Raw genomic sequence first — 15828 nt, 5'->3', positions numbered from 1 at the left:
GATAATGACGCGCTTGCGTCCGTCCGATCGTTTCGTTGTCATGGCTCTATCACGTTCTGCAAGTCTCACGGTTTCCGGTTACAGGAGTGTTTCATCCGGCCCATCGACTTTCTGGCCCGTCATTTCTCTTACTTCTTTTCAATCAGCCGCTGATAAAGGTCAATCGTCTGGTGCGCAATTGCCGTCCAGCTGAACGTTTCTTCGACACGCTGCCTGCCCGCATCGCCAAATCGCCTGCACTTCTCTTCATCCTGCAGCAACGCATTGATCCGCGCCGCAAGATCTTTCGCGAACTTTTCCGGATCTCTCGGAAAGCCCGTTACGGGGTCCTCATCGAATGCAACCAGGTAGCCAGTCTTATCATCAACGACAACTTCTTTGATGCCGCCTGTCGCACTGGCAACCACCGGCGCCCGACAGGCCATCGCCTCAAGGTTGATGATGCCGAACGGCTCGTAAACCGAGGGGCAGCAAAAGACGCGTGCATGACTGTAGAGCTGAATCGTCTCCTGCCTGGTCACCATCTTTTCAATCCACACAATGCGCGGATGATCCTTGCGCGCGGCCTCGACCTTCACGCGAAGCTCCGTTGCAATCTCGGGCGTATCTGGCGCGCCGGCACATAGCACCACCTGCGTCTCAGCCGGCAGATAGCGAATCGCGTCCACCAGGTGCGTTACGCCCTTCTGCCTCGTGATTCTTCCTACAAACAGCACATAGGGGATTGCTGGATCGATCCCGTGATCCGTCAGCGCCCTGGTCTCGCTGGTTTTCTGGTACTCGGCCAGATCGATCCCGTTATAGATGACGTGAATCCGCGCCGGGTCAACATCCGGGTACGCCTTCAGAATGTCGGCCTTCGTGCCTTGCGAGACAGCGATGATCGCGTCAGCATCCAAAATCGCCGTCCGCTCCATCCACGAGCTCATTTCATACCCGCTGCCCAGTTGCTCCGCCTTCCATGCGCGCAACGGCTCAAGCGAATGAGTCGTGAGGACAAACGGAACTCCATAGAGCTTCTTCGCCAGGTATCCGGCCATTGACACGTACCACGTATGTGTATGAACGAGATCGATACCCTCGAGGGCCTTGATCTGCGTCAGGTTCAGGCTGAAAGCCTCGAGCGCTCCCTTGAATTTACCTTCGGTCCCGTCTGAAATTTCGTGCCAGGGCTCAGCTCCGCGAACATGCAGGTTGCCGGCGTCCGAATGCTGCGGTCCCCAGCAGTGCACCTCGACGTCGATCTCCTTCGCCAATTCCCGGCTCAGGTAATCGACGTGAACACCTGCACCGCCATACACCAAGGGGGGATATTCACGGGTGAATAGGCCGACGCGCATTCCTTTGACCTCCGCCTGCACAAACCCTCCGCTCTCTCGATCAATCAGGTTGACGCAAAAAGAGCTCGGTTTCAATCGGGACGGCGCTGAAGAATCAAGCACGCTCCAGCGCTCCGGGCCGCGCCCTCAATTCCCCAATGTTACTGCACCGGATGAGTTTAGTTGCCTGCCCGACTGGGCGCAAGCGGTCCCGGCATCGGGGTCAATACATCGAGTGGTCCGCCTCCGATCTGTCGCCGATCATTATCGGCCCGATCCTGCCTGTTCCTGCGGGAGCATCTGGAAACTCACAAATGCCAGGTGCGTCCCATCGGGAGCCCAATTCGGCACATTGTCGCTTCCCGCGCCGCCAACCAGGTTCACTAACACCCGAATCTTCCCGTCGCTCAGATTCAGAATCCGAAGCGCGATGTCCTTGTTCGCCGGGTGTCCCTTCACGTCCTTGTCGTAGCTCACTACTACAATCGATTTGCCATCGGGCGAGGGGTGCGGAGTCCAGTTGTTGTAGTCGTCCGTAGTCACCTGTTCCGCGCCAGTCCCGTCTGGTTTCATTCGCCAGATCTGCATCAGGCCGCCCGCGCGGTCGGAGTTGAAGTAAATCCACTTCCCATCCGCCGAGTAGTCAGGGTCATCGCTAATGCCGGTCCCGGTTGTGAGTGGCGTCTCCGTCCCGCCCTCGACCGGAATGGAGAGTATGTTGCCGCCTCCCCCCTGATTCGGCCGCGTAAACGCGATTGTCTTTCCGTCCGGCGACCAGCTATGAAAATACGATGATGGATTCTCTGTCAGCAGCCTAGGCTCGCCACCCGCAGAAGGCACAACATACACGCGTGTCTCAGGCTTACCTGGCATCGCGCAACTGATGGCCAGCCACTTGCCATCCGGAGACAGTCCGTGGCTCCCCGTGCAGTTCGTGGCGGCTCCCGTATTGAGCAAGGTCGCGACGCCGCCCTCTGCTGGAATTGTCCAAATATGTCCGTCACGATTGAAGATCAGCGCCTTTCCGTCCTGGCTCCAGTTTGGTGCTTCCATTCGGCCAGGGCCAGTCGCAACCACCGTGGCACGCCGGAAATTGTCTTCAATGCCAATCGTCTGCAAGGTGCTGACGAGAACTGACTGACTCGTCTCCGGTGCCGGGGTCTCCAGCTTCAAGTTGCTGAACGTTGCCGTTTCCACAACGTCTTTGTTATGCGAACAAACTCCGATGCCGGCGTAGAAAGGCTCCTTCAGATGAAGCCTGATTGATGCACCCACCTGGTGCAGAAGCTCTCCATGGTTGCTGAGGAACATCGTGATGGTATCGCCACGCTTTTCGAGCCGAATCCGCTGAGGCGATTCAATATTAAGCTCGATATCCTGCGTGGTCGCGCCTCGCTCACGCCGGTACTGCAACGCCGTCATGCCCGATCCATGCTGCGCGGCATCAACGTACACCCCGTCCGCCTCGAGCGTCTGTCGAAACATCAGCACCGTCTTGCGATGAGGACTGGGATCTCCCGCCGTGGAAGGAAACGCCATGTTCGCCGTCAGCGAAACATCGCCCGAGACCTTCTTCCACACAAAGTGAAACGCGTCGACTGTCGACCACAGGTTGGCTCCCGCTGCGGCCACTGTGTAGACTCCGCTTCCGGCGTCGTATCTACCGACTCCCGGCGGCGACACCGCCCCGATGTCCGCCTGCCCCTCAAATACCCCCAGCGCGCCGGAACTCGTCTGCGCTCCGCAAAGTCCGGCCCCCAGGCAAAAAACGACGCTGCAGAGACACATCAGCAGGAAACACTTGAATCTCACTCGCACGCTCGGCCTTCTTTCATCAATAGTCGACAGTTCGAAGCTCTGCTTTGTCTCCAGCCTATTTACTCGTCTCGGCCGGGGTGGCAGCGGTCTTGAAGTTGATTACGTGATACACGGCCGGCTCTGTGCCCACGTTCCTCACCCCGTGCAGTTGATTCGACGCAAAGAAGATTACTGACCCGGGTCCAACTTGCTTCCACTCCCCATTGATCAGGGCCTCTAGGGTGCCCTGTCGAATGATGAGCATCTCCTCGTTGGGATGGCGATGCGGCGGATGCGGCGACTTGCCCGGATTCAGCGTGGTGACGTGCACCTCTAAGCGCTCCAGCGTCGGCGTACGCACCGTAAAGAAAGATCGCACCGAACCCGTTTCCGTCGGTTTGGCCGAAACCGAATTCCAGTCGAATACTGATGAGCCAATCAGCGGCAATTCGTCAGCAGCTGCGAACCCGCCCACCGTGCACACCACCGCAATTAGCGCAACAATCAGATCCCTTCGAGTGATCATTTTGCATCTCCTCACCAAGTCAGATGATCCTTCGTATCAGTGAACCGTTTTACTACAAAGAGCAAGCGATGTCTCGAAGGGTCCGCTATCGTGGTTGGGCTGCTCCAACCGACCGAGCCGATCGGAGCACTGAAGTTGATTGACCTTTGATGTATGAAGCGGGCGTTCCCGGGAACTTCTCCATTGGCGAATCGAGCAGATCTCGGATGACACCGTAGGTAACCCTTTGAAACCACCCGGTTTTGCCTTGCGCCGCCAAATTCCAGCGTGTTAAGCTCAAGCCGCATCCCCCGTTCTCCACGCTGGCATTTCGGCACGAGGTCCACTTCGCCACTCCAGGTAGGATTCTTTGATCCGACGTACAGGTTTGTGTCTCCGTCTTCAGTGCCTGGCGATCGTGCCGATCGCATTGGCATGCGCATCCCTTGGCGAGCAGCCAAAAGTCTCTCCCCCAAAAACGGCCGGCCAGCCGAGTTCTGAACAGGGGATGCCGGTCCTCCAGAATTACTCGGCGAGAGACTACAACGGGGGACCCCAGGTCTGGGCGATTCAGCAAGACCGCCGCGGCGTCATGTACTTCGGGAATTCCAGCGGTGATCTGCTCGAATATGACGGCGTGACCTGGCGAAAGATCTTTACAGGTTCGTCGGTCGTGCGATCTTTGGCGCTGGACGAATCTGGGAGAATCTGGGTCGGCGCTGGCGCAAAGTTCGGTTACCTGACTCCGGATGCCACGGGTGCTCTGCAGTTTGTTTCACTCCTCGACAAAGTGCCGCCGGAAAATCGCGGATTTACCGACGTATGGCAGACCCTGGCCACTCCCCAGGGCGTCTTCTTTCGTTCGTACGAGCAGCTCTTCCGGTGGGATGGAAAGCGAATGCAGGTCTGGACCCCCTCGGGGAAAAACAGATTCCAGGCGATCGCGAACATTCGAGGTCACATTCTTACTTCCCAGAGCGGGATCGGCCTGCAGGAGATCGTCGGTGATGAGCTGCACAATCTGCCTGGTGGCGACGCCTATCAGAACTCCGGAAAGCTGTTCCTCCATCCATTCGATGACAACCGGATTCTCGTTTCCGCGCGCGATGAATTGCTGACTCTATACGACGGCCAGAAAGTGGTTCCATTCCCCACCCAGGCTGATGCCTACCTGAAGACGCACAAGGTCTACACAACTGCCCTGCTGCCCGATGGCAGCATCTGCATTACCACGCTCAACGGCGGAGCGGTGATCCTCACTCACGATGGGGGAATCCGGGAGATTATCGATAAGACTTCGGGGCTTCTTGATTCCGGGACTGTCTCTGCTTACTCAGACCGCGAAGGCACACTGTGGCTCGGCATGGGCAGCGGTGTGGCTCGCGTCGAAGTGAACTCCCCAATCTCAATCATTCTGCGAAACAGCGCCCTGAGTGCGATTCGGTTCCAGGAATCAATCTACGCTTCCTCAGTTGCCTCCAATGCACTTGCACGGGTGGTGTTCGACCCTGAAACCGGCCGCCCGTCGTCCGTTCCGATCCACGGCCCCAATCAGGGTTGGAACATGATTGATTTCAAAGATCCCACAGGGAAATCTCCCCATCAATTGCTCGTGGCTACCAGTGAAGGCGTGATGAAACTGCAGGGCGATAGCCTTGTGCCCGCCATGCCCGCGGTGCACGGTCTCACTGAACAGACCTACGTAATCGATCAATCGGTCAAGTATCCATCGCGCATTTTTATCGGCCACTCTGATGGTGTGGGCTCAATGCGTTGGGATGGGCAGAAGTGGATTGACGAGGGCAGGCTGCCCAAAACGATATATGAAGCCCGAGGCATTGTGGAAGATGCGGATGGCGTGCTCTGGGTGAGTGGAGGAAGTAGAAGCGTTCTCCGAGTTGAAGTCGCTGCCTCTGGCATGCGTGATTCAAAGTACCAGGTCTTTTCTCAAAATGAAGGTCTTCCCGAGGGGCAGAACGACGTGGAATTTGTTGCAGGGAGCATCTTTGCCACTGTGGATCGCTCGAAGCACATTTTTCGCTGGGACCCCCGGGCGGCCAAATTCGTTGTTGACGATCGCTTTCTGCTTCCTATCGATGCTCCAGACGTCGGTTCCGGCCTTGGTCCGTACGATGCCGAGTACCAGGGCCCTAATGCGAGTTTTTGGTCAGGAACGACATCTTCGGACAGTCGGCGCATTGGTCTCTTTAGCCATCAACCCGACGGGACATGGCGTGTTGATGAAGATTCCTATCGCCGTTTGAACCGCTTTCGTACGATTAGCACATTCCATGATCCCGACGGGGTGGTGTGGATAACCGGAGAGCAGGTGCTTCGCCTCGCTCCGGTAAAAGGTCAGGCAGCAGCGCCGCCGTTTCCGACGCTCGTGCGCCAAGTCAGTGCCGGATCCAAAGTTGTTTTTGGCGGCTCAAAGAGCGAGGGCGCATCTGAGCTTCATTTGCCGCCGGGCAGCACCGCTCTTCGTTTTCAGTTCGCTGCACTGAACTACGCAGATCCGATAGAGACTGAATACCAGTATTGGCTCGAGGGCGCAGACAAGGATTGGTCGGCATGGGGCAAACAGAAGGAAGCGAATTACAGCGGGCTGGGACCCGGTACCTATCGCTTCCACGTTCGTTCCCGCGCGGACGATGGACGCAGCGGCGCAGAAGCGATCTACGCGTTCGCCATTCTCCCGCCGTGGTACAGGACAACTCTCGCCTACATTTTTTATGTTTTGCTTTTCTTGTTTTTAACCTATGTCGCCTGGCGCTGGGTCAGCATCTACGAGCGCGAGAAGGCGCGGCGCAAAACCAGAATCCTTGAGGAACAGGCACGGGCACTGGAAGCGACCGTGAGCGAGCGCACCCAGGAGATTCGAGCACAGGCGGCTGAAATTGCGGCGCAGAAGGACAGCATTGAGCTATTGAGCGAAATCGGCCGCGAGATTACGGCCTCACTGGATCTCAATACGATCCTCTTCAAACTCTATGAGCGCGTAAACCAGATTGTCGATGCAAGCATTTTTGGAGTAGGCCTCTATCGACAAGAGCAGCACCTGATCGAGTACAGCCTTGCCATCGAAAACGGAAAGCGCTACGCACCCTATTCCCGTAGCACTGACGATAAAAACCAGTTTGCCGTCTGGTGCATCGATCACCGCCAACCGATTTTGATCAATGACGTGGCCGCCGAATACTCGAAGTACATTCCCACCTACGAGCACGCGAACAGAAAACTCGAGGACGGCAGCGTCGCCCAACCCCCGGCGTCCATGATCTATCTACCGCTGATTGCGCAGGAGCGTGTGCTCGGCGTACTCAGCATCCAGAGCTTTAAAAAGAATGCATATACAGAGCAGCATCTAAGCCTGCTCGAAAACCTTGCGTCGTACACCACCATCGCGCTCGACAACGCGAATGCCTATCTGCTCATCAACAAGCGGGAACGGGAAGTCAGCGAGCGTGCCGCAGAGTTGATCACCATCAACAACATCACGCAGGCACTCGCCACCCAGCTTGATAAGGAGCCGCTGATTCAACTCGTCGGCGAGCAGATTCGCGATTTGTTCCACGCATCGATCGCCTACGTTTCGCTGCTTGACCGCACGAACATGATCCTGCGATTCCCTTACACGTATGGCGAGGAAGCGCAACCGCGGCCCTTCGGGGTCGGGCTTACCTCGCAGATCATTCGTTCTGGGCAGCCGCTCCTGATCAACGAGAATATGGATCGCAATCGCGCCCGCTTGGGAATTGAACAGGTTGGCCGGCAATCCGCGTCCTACCTGGGCGTGCCGATTCCATCCGGCGGCGAAGTCGCCGGCGTCATAAGCGTTCAGTCCACCGACGAAGAAGGCCGCTTCACTGATGCCGATCAGCGTCTGCTCTCGACGATTGCCTCGGCGGTTGGCGTCGCCCTCCACAACGCAAAGCTCTTTGAAGAAGCGCGCCTGGCCAGAGCTGCGGCGGAAGAAGCTGACGCGGCGAAGAGTTCATTCCTGTCGACCGTGAGCCATGAATTGAGGACGCCGCTAACCTCGGTTCTCGGCTTCGCAAAAATCATTCGACGCCGCCTGCAGGAGCGGCTGTTCCCGCTGATATCCGGAGAAGATCGGAAGGTCGAGCAAGCCAAGCAGCAGGTCATCGAGAACCTGGGCGTCGTGGTCAGCGAAGGTGAAAGGCTCACCAAACTAATCGACGATGTCCTCGATCTCGCAAAAATCGAGGCAGGCAAATTCACGTGGAACATGGCCGCTGTGTCTGTAAAAGACGTGGTGGACCGGGCAGTGGCAGCTACCGCGTCGTTGTTCGAGGCGAAGAAGCTTCAGCTCGAGCGCGACATCGAACCGGACCTGCCGGCAGTGACAGGAGATCAGGATCGACTCATTCAAGTGGTGATCAACCTGATCTCCAACGCCGTTAAGTTCACCGACCAGGGCTCAATCAAATGCACTGCTCGGCGCGATAACGGCGAGTTGGTTGTCAGCGTAACCGACTCCGGCATTGGCATCGCCCCCGCCGATCAGCCAAAGGTATTCGAGAAATTCAAGCAGGTGGGAGACACTCTCACCGATAAGCCGAAAGGCACGGGGCTGGGACTGCCGATCTGCAAAGAGATCGTCGAGTATCACGGTGGGCAGATCTGGGTTGAAAGCATTCCGGGCCAAGGCAGCACATTTTCATTTACGCTGCCCATCGCCGAGAATCCGGAGAAGCTCGATCTCCAGCCGAGACGCCGCACTGTTGATATCGAATCGCTTGTAAAGCAGCTGCGCGAGAAAGTGGATACGCATCAGCCACGCGACAAATCTGTCCTCGTTGTCGATGATGACCAAAACATTCGATCTCTTCTGAACCAGGAGCTCAGCGAGGCCGGCTACCGAGTACGCCTGGCCGAAGATGGCCGCAAGGCCCTCTCACTCATTCGCGAAGAAACGCCCGGTCTGGTGATTCTTGACGTGATGATGCCTGAGATGAATGGCTTCGATGTCGCTGCGGTGCTCAAGAACGATCCAGTGACGATGGATATCCCCATCATCATCTTGTCGATCCTCGAAGACAAGGAACGCGGCTTCAGGCTCGGCGTCGACAGATATCTCACTAAACCCATCGACACCGCATCGCTCTTCCACGAGGTCGACACACTGCTCGACCAGGGAAAGTCGAAGAAGAAGGTGATGATCGTCGACGAGGATGCCTCAACGGTTCGCACTCTAGCCGACGTACTCGAGACACGCGGCTATCAAGTCGTCGATTCGAATGGTTCTGAACTTGTCTCGAGAGCAATGCACTCCAAGCCAGACGTCATCATCTTGAGTTCGCTTTTGTCCAACGACGACGCAGTGCGAGCTCTGCGTTTCGAGAAGGGAATGGAGAACGTCCTGTTTCTTATCTATCAATGAGCCCTATGAAAATTCTTATCGTCGATGATGAACCGCATCTACGCACCCTCATCCAGCAGGCGCTTGAGGAACTGGAAGACGAAGGCGTGGAGCTTTTGACTGCCACCAACGGCGAAGAGGCGCTCGAAACCATTCGCGCCGAGCAGCCGAAGATGGTTTTTCTTGATGTGATGATGCCAAAGAAGAACGGCTTCGATGTCTGTCACGCCGTCAAGCGGGAACTTGGCATGGGGCACATCTACATCGTTCTGCTCACCGCAAAGGGGCAGGAGTTCGATCGTCAGCGTGGCAACGAGGTCGGCGCGGACATTTACATGACCAAGCCATTTGATCCCGATGCCCTCGTCGCCAAAGCACGCTCCGTTCTCGGATTGCAAAATTAGGAAGCCCAGATCATGCCCGGCGTAATCTTGCGATCCCTCATCGGCCAAAAGTGCGCCGGCATGCAAGTGGTGCGGGCGCTTTGCGGATCGTTGGCCGCCGAATTGTGCATCGTCGATCCATCCGGAAAGGTACTTCTGGGAGAGCTACCTGGTGATGTTTCGGGTGCTGCTCCTCACTATCCAATCGTTGCTGGTGAATCCGAAATTGGCAGCGTGATTGGCACAGATCCGCAATCACCGGTTTTTGCAAAGCTGCTCTCGCACTTGGCGGAGCGCGAATCAGAACAGCGCGCACTCGCTTCTGAGACCTTGACGCTCTATCGCGAGATTCATCTCATTGAGCAATTGTCTGAAGAACTCGCTGCGCTCCTGAACGTTTCTGCGATCAGTGAGACTGCGCTTGCACATGCAAAGAGACTTATACCTGCGACACACGGCGCCGTGTTTGTTACGGATGGCACGGAAGCGCGACTGAAGATGGCTGCCACGTTCAGCGGTTCGGGCGATCCGTCGCAAGACAACGGAACAATGCTCAAACCCGATTCTCTGTTTGTCGCCTCAGTTCTCGATAGAATCACCGCAGAAATTGTGAATGATTGCGCAGAGGATCCTCGTGCGCTCGGGATGGAGCAGGGGTTGACCTCACTGATTCTTGCTCCACTTCGTACCGGTCAGAGCATTGAAGGTGTGATCGTTCTCGCCAATACCGGTGATTGCGCCCCTTACAGCGCCGCAAACTTGAAGCTGCTGAACACGATCGCTCTCCAGACCGGAACCGCCATCAGAAATGCAACGCTTTGTGCCCAAATGGTTGAATCGGCGGCAGCGCGCGCCGCGTATACAGCTGAATTGCAGGCCGCGAGTTCGGTCCAGCAGATGCTGCTCCAAAGCGCATCCCGCCCCACACCAGGTTTTCATGTGGATTCCGTGTACGTGCCGGCGAGCGAAGTGGGCGGCGACTTTTTCTTCGTTCAGCCGGGACCTGATGGCTCCCTGCTCGCGATCATCGGAGATGTATCGGGCAAAGGACTGACCGCCGCCATGCGCGTTTCCATGATTCTTGGCGTCCTGCGCCGTGAGACGTCCGATGATCCTGCCGAGATTCTGTTTAATCTCAACAATGCGCTAGTGGCCCAGGGACAACTTGGCTTTACCACCGCCTGCAGTATGCGGATTAGCTCCACGGGCCAGTTCACCTTCGCCAATGCCGGCCATATTGCGCCCTATCTGTCGGGGCTCGAAATGACTTCCGATTCCGCTCTACCCCTGGGAATCGTGCCCGACCAGATTTATCAGCCGGTAAAGGGCACGCTCCGGCCGCAAGAGAGAATCGTGCTGCTTTCCGATGGAGTTCCAGAGGCCCGTTCGCATACTAACGAACTATTTGGCTTCGACCGTCTCTTAGATTTGACCAGGCTTTCCGCAGAGGAAATCGCGGGTGCGGCCAAGGATTTTGGGCAAGAAGACGACATTACCGTCCTGACCCTGAAGCTCGCCGGATAGACCCCGTTCCCTTATTGCGCCGACAAGCTTAAAGTGTGAATGAGCACTTGGACCGCAACATATCCAAGGCGTACCCAAATTTATCGGTTAAGAGTCCGGGGGCTGAGGCGAAACCGAGAGGGCACTTCTTCCTTTGAATCCAACCCGAAAACGCAGTCGCAAATACCTCTTGGCAATCGCGGGTATCTTGATTCTCGCAAGCGCGCTTGCGATTGTGTATCGATCAATTCGACAAAGCTCGCAAAACGCACACGTGAGCCGCCCTGCCAGGCAGCATGACGCGTCTGCGGTCGCGGACAGCCAGATGCTGCAAGGCAAATTCGGAAATACTGTCTCTCCTGAAGATCGGCAGATAGTCATGGCGCAACTTCACGCACCCGATCAGTCGTATCCCACCCAGGCTCGTTCAGCCGGACCAGGCGCACGCATGGGCAAACAAGAGATCACCCTCACCGAGCCGGTGGAAACGACAGTGCAGGATACCCAGCCCACTCTGACCTGGGATATTTCCATTGACGGCTTGAGTTACCGGGCTCACGTGGAGGATCGTGACTCTCATCAGATCGTCGCCACAAGCCCAGATCTCGATGAGGCAATGTGGCGCGTCTCGAATCCGCTCGTAAGGGGGCACAGCTATCTGTGGCGCGTCGATGCGAATCCGAGCGGAACTCGCACCGCCGCGCCCACCATTTCGAGTAAAACGGCTCAGTTTTCAGTTCTTTCCGATGAAGGCGAGAAAGAAATCGAAAACGCGAAGGCCAGCAATGCCTCGCATCTTCTTCTCGGATCTCTCTACACCCACTATGGAATGTGGAGGGATGCCGTACTTGAATACAGAAAGCTCGTTGACAGTGCTCCGGATTCGCCCGATGCGATTAAGCTGCTCCGCAACGCCGAAATCCGCTCAAATGCGAAGCTGGCGGCCGCAGCACCACGATAAGGAGTCGGCCGACGAAACGTACAGAAGAAATCCGATCAATCTGCCTACGAGCCGTTCTATTTCGTCTACGAAAGAACGGGCAGGTTCAGGCCCTGTCCGGCGCGGATTTTGTCCGGATCGGCTATCCCATTTGCTTGCGCAATTTCACGATACTTGTTGGCATCGCCGTAGAATCTCTTGGCAATCTTTGAGAGATTGTCGCCGGATTGGATCGTATATGGCTGCTCCGCTCCGCCCACCGTTGCAATCTCATGATGCAGGTCTGAGTATGTGGCGTCGGCCTGCTTGATTGCGTCCCATGCCCGATTAGCTATGACTGTGGAGGGCACCGTGGCTTTCAAATGAAGTTTCTCCCCGTCCAGATCCACCTCCTGTACGGTTGCGCCAAGATCCGAAAACCCCTCAATGGTTGAGATAACTCCGGCATACTTCTGTTTCAGCTGATTCAAATCCGCCATTTCAAGTCTCCTGTTCACACAGCATCAGCTGTTGATTGAGAAATGATTGTTTACGTTCCAACAATGTTGAGCGAGAGCTTCTGTGTCCGGCTGGACACTTTTTGATATCTGCAATTGGAGCCAAAGCCACAACTCAGCCGGCACAGACAAACTGGCCCTGTGTGCAACCATTGGATCTCGTGACCCGGCCTTTTTTTGATGCAGAACGCGGTGAGCCGGTTGGCCGGGTTTCGCAGGATCCTCAACTATCGCCTAAAGGCTCTTAGGGCGTGCCTTGCGCCCGTCCGAGCGGATTGCGAAATTCACAAAAGCGCGACGCGGACCTATACGCCTCGAGAAGATTCTTGAGATCAAGAGTGGAGAGGTTGCGATTTCGGTGCTCGGTGTCCACCTCGGCCAATATCGGTCCTCGATTTTTCCCGATCGACCACGATAAAATGGGCAAAAGTCAAGCTCGGGGAGAATCGGACTCGCTCAAAGTCAATAAATTGAAGGAGATATTGGAGGCGCGGGCCGGGATCGAACCGGCGCATAAAGGTTTTGCAGACCTCTTCTTATTCCTATTAACCGATTTGGAATCAATGTCACATTTCTAAGGTCCGGCAGTTTTGTCCCCTTTTTGCCCCCGCGCCAATACGATCGAGTGAGCGGATATAGTGCGAGAAACCATTCCGCTTCCCCGGGATGTGCTTCTAATGAACGCTCAAGACTTAGTCTTCCTTGCTGGAATTCTTGCGCCCTTTAAGGAAGGTCTTCAGAATGCCCGAAATCGCAGATTCCTGCATCTTCATGACTCGAGACCTGCACAACAAGAAAAGAGACGAAGATTTGGTCCTCTTTGGCGTCGCGGCGAAAACGACCAGAATATCGGACCATCGAGATGGCATTTGGTGAGGAATTGCCCCGACCCCGTCTTTCAAAAAACCGCTTGGCCCTCGTTCCCATTGCGCCCCGAACGGCGGAAAACCGAAATCCATGTAATAGGTAGTACAAGCGTCTTTCAGGGAATCCTACTTCTCGCTCAGGTGGAGGGCGTAGATCTCGTACGTGCTCAGGTCGCGTGTGTAGAGAACACCGCCGTCGGGGGCTAAGATCGGCCATGCATTTGAAGGGTCGAGACGTTGGTCCTGCAGATCGGCGATCTTCATCGGCGTTTGATTCCCAACGCCAATACGCCAGTATTCAATGTGGTCGGCCTTGACGGTCGCAAAATAGAGGTCCCTGCTGTCCGGCGACCACAAGTTCCATCCAACGTGGCCCTCATCTGCCGTGAACCAGGTCGTCCACACCTGCTTCTGGAAATCGAACAGATGGATACTGCGCGAATCGATGGGAAGCGCCGCCAGGTAACGCCCATCCGGGGACCAGCGCGGGCTGTACAACCCCTCTGATCCTGGAACCGGTGTCACCTTTCTCGTTCGCAGGTCCACGCGCAGAAGTTCCATGCGCTCGACTTCCGCCAGACTCGCATCTCGGGCAAAGATGATTTGCTCTCCATCTGGCGACCACGTGGGGTCGTTCTGATCATGGCTGTCTTCATTGTCCGGGATGACCTGTTCGGGCGCCCCGCCGTCCCGCGAAATCACTGCGAGTTTCAGCGTTTTCCCGGAAGCCGCCCATTCGAAGGCGATCCTCCTGCCATCCGGCGACCATCGTGCAACGCCGGCATAGCCAGTAAGAGAGGTGAGTTGCACGCGGTCACTCCCGTCCGTCCTGGATCGCCAAAGGCTGAAGTCCGGTATTGTGACGTAAGTGATCCATTGCCCATCAGGGCTGAACGCCTCCTCAGTCGCCGAGATGCCCGAGAGGTACGGGACTGCCTGATGCGTCGCCGGGTCGGAGCGCATCAGTTCGCCGTGTAGTTGCTCGCCCACCGCAAAAAGCGTTTGACCGTCAGGGCTGAAGGCGAGGGGAGCGTGGAACGTCAGGGGGCCCCGGGTTAGCTGCACAGGTACCGGCCGCCGGTAAAGGAACCAGCCCCGGCGCTCGGGTAATAACCAGAGATCCTCGCGCCTGCGGGCGTGTACGCCAAACACGTAATAGCGTCCGTCGGGGCTCCACGACCCGGCGACCTGGCTTGGCTGCTCCTGCCAGCCGGGTAACAGCCGGTGTGCCCCTGAACCGTCCGTGTTCGCCTCCCAGATCGCACCGCCAGGCAGACCTCCAACATGTTCGGGTACCCAGAATCGCATGCGCTTTCCGTCCGGTGAGATCCGCAGCAGGTATGGGGGGCCAAGGGCTGTCAGGAGCTTGCGCGCCTGCGAACCGTCTGCGTTGGCTCTCCAAATCTCCGTGCCTTTGATGAAAACGATCTGGCTTCCGTCAGGAGTCCACGCCGCGAAGACAACCAGCAGATTGCCCACACGTCGCGGGGCTCCTTCCGGGATTGGGACGATCCAGAGGGGCGAAGAAGACCTGATCCAGTCATACTCAGCAACCAGCAGGCTCGATTTGTCTGGTGCGATATCGCACACCACAGTCCACGCAAACGGCGTCGCGATGATCGAAACTTCTCCGCCGGCAGCCGAAACCTGCGCCAGTGGCGTGCCCTGATTCACTTTCTCTGAGAAGTAAGCTCGAGACCCATCTGTCACTAGAAAGCCCTTAGGCAGGCCGTTGTGTGTGATTGCCTCGATGCTCGTCACGTACGGCACGGCGGGCGTGGACCACCATTCCCACCATGCGGCCGCCGTGATCCCGATTGCAGCAAGCATCCCTGCCGCAAGAACCCACTTCCAGCGACGACGCCGTGGATGAACGCGCACGGTCGTTGTTACCGTGACAGGCGCAGAAGTTCCGGGTTGTTGAGCGCCCTCGGTTGCCGCGTCTCCGGTGATCGGCGCTACTTCCGCAACCTGGTGCGATGCTGCGGTTCCTTGAATCCTGCTGGAAGCGTCCGCCGACTCTTCAATTTCCACCGGGCAGATCAACCGGTAGCCCACCGTCGATACCGTCTCTATGAAACGCGGCTCGTGCGTATCTTCCCCGAGCAACCGCCGCAGCAGCGCAATGCTGCGAGCCAGCGAGTTCTCAGAGACAGCAATTTCGCCCCAGACCGCATTCAGCAGTTCCTCTTTGGTGATCAGCTTCTGAGGATTGTGCAGCAGAAAGAGGAGAACCCTGAACGCCTTCGGCTCGACTGGGATTACCTCACCCGCCTTGATGAGACGGAACTCCCGCTCTCGAACCTCTACGTCTCCAAAACGAAAGACGGATTCCTGAGTTCCCAACATTGATCAACCTTCCACGTTCAGAGCTCTATCTCCACCAAAGGCATTCACTTCGTTTTCAGCGTGAACGCGTATTTCATTCATTCCGGCATCGCGGAGCATGATCCGGTTGTCATCGGGATCGATGCCCACTCCTATGACCTATGCGTTGCGGTGCGCCTCCCTACTTTTCGCTCAGGTGAAGGGCATAGATCTCGGTGGAGCTCCGATCGCGCGTGAAATAGACGGCGCCATCGGGCCCTACGGTGCTCCAAACGTCCCAGCGCCCCCCGTAGCGCGGCTCGTCCTG

At 56.8% G+C, this 15828-nt stretch carries 9 protein-coding genes and 1 tRNA gene; 4 read left to right on the top strand and 6 right to left on the bottom strand.

Annotated features, from left to right (window positions below; genetic code table 11):
- Positions 1-128: 128 nt before the first annotated feature.
- From glgA to WA354_RS15050, 3 genes are all read right to left on the bottom strand, one after another.
- Positions 129-1340, bottom strand: a complete 1212-nt coding sequence (glgA, locus tag WA354_RS15060) for a glycogen synthase (RefSeq protein ID WP_472813839.1) — start codon at positions 1338-1340, stop codon at positions 129-131.
- Positions 1341-1583: 243 nt separating this feature from the next.
- Positions 1584-3131, bottom strand: coding sequence for a TolB family protein (locus WA354_RS15055; RefSeq protein WP_472813838.1), 1548 nt, complete (start codon positions 3129-3131; stop codon positions 1584-1586).
- Between the two features lie 61 nt (positions 3132-3192).
- Positions 3193-3642 (bottom strand): cupin domain-containing protein, encoded by a 450-nt coding sequence (locus tag WA354_RS15050; protein ID WP_472813837.1) that lies wholly within the window; start codon positions 3640-3642, stop codon positions 3193-3195.
- 487 nt (positions 3643-4129) lie between these two features.
- Between WA354_RS15050 and WA354_RS15045 the strand changes: the two genes are divergently transcribed.
- The 4 genes from WA354_RS15045 (at position 4130) to WA354_RS15030 (ending at position 11851) form a co-directional block, all read left to right on the top strand.
- A complete protein-coding gene (locus tag WA354_RS15045) occupies positions 4130-9025 on the top strand; it encodes a GAF domain-containing protein (RefSeq protein WP_472813836.1) in 4896 nt (1631 codons plus the stop codon).
- Positions 9026-9030: 5 nt separating this feature from the next.
- A complete protein-coding gene (locus tag WA354_RS15040; protein ID WP_472813835.1) occupies positions 9031-9408 on the top strand; it encodes a response regulator transcription factor in 378 nt (125 codons plus the stop codon).
- Between the two features lie 12 nt (positions 9409-9420).
- Positions 9421-10911, top strand: coding sequence for a PP2C family protein-serine/threonine phosphatase (locus WA354_RS15035; RefSeq protein WP_472813834.1), 1491 nt, complete (start codon positions 9421-9423; stop codon positions 10909-10911).
- Positions 10912-11080: 169 nt separating this feature from the next.
- Complete coding sequence (locus tag WA354_RS15030) at positions 11081-11851, top strand: hypothetical protein (RefSeq protein WP_472813833.1); 771 nt, start codon at positions 11081-11083, stop codon at positions 11849-11851.
- Between the two features lie 65 nt (positions 11852-11916).
- On the opposite strand, the gene WA354_RS15025 is transcribed toward WA354_RS15030, so the two are convergent.
- From WA354_RS15025 to WA354_RS15015, 3 genes are all read right to left on the bottom strand, one after another.
- Entirely contained in the window at positions 11917-12309 is a 393-nt protein-coding gene (locus tag WA354_RS15025) for a LysM peptidoglycan-binding domain-containing protein (protein WP_472813832.1), read from the bottom strand.
- A 501-nt stretch (positions 12310-12810) separates the two neighbouring features.
- A tRNA-OTHER gene (locus WA354_RS15020) sits at positions 12811-12941 on the bottom strand.
- A gap of 378 nt (positions 12942-13319) precedes the next feature.
- Positions 13320-15542: a winged helix-turn-helix domain-containing protein gene (locus WA354_RS15015; RefSeq protein WP_472813831.1), complete on the bottom strand. Its 2223-nt coding sequence runs from the start codon at positions 15540-15542 to the stop codon at positions 13320-13322.
- Between the last annotated feature and the right edge of the window lie 286 nt (positions 15543-15828).

The sequence above is a fragment of the Occallatibacter sp. genome (assembly GCF_049802275.1).
Lineage (GTDB): Bacteria > Acidobacteriota > Terriglobia > Terriglobales > Acidobacteriaceae > Telmatobacter.
This window is presented reverse-complemented; position numbering and strand designations above follow the sequence as displayed.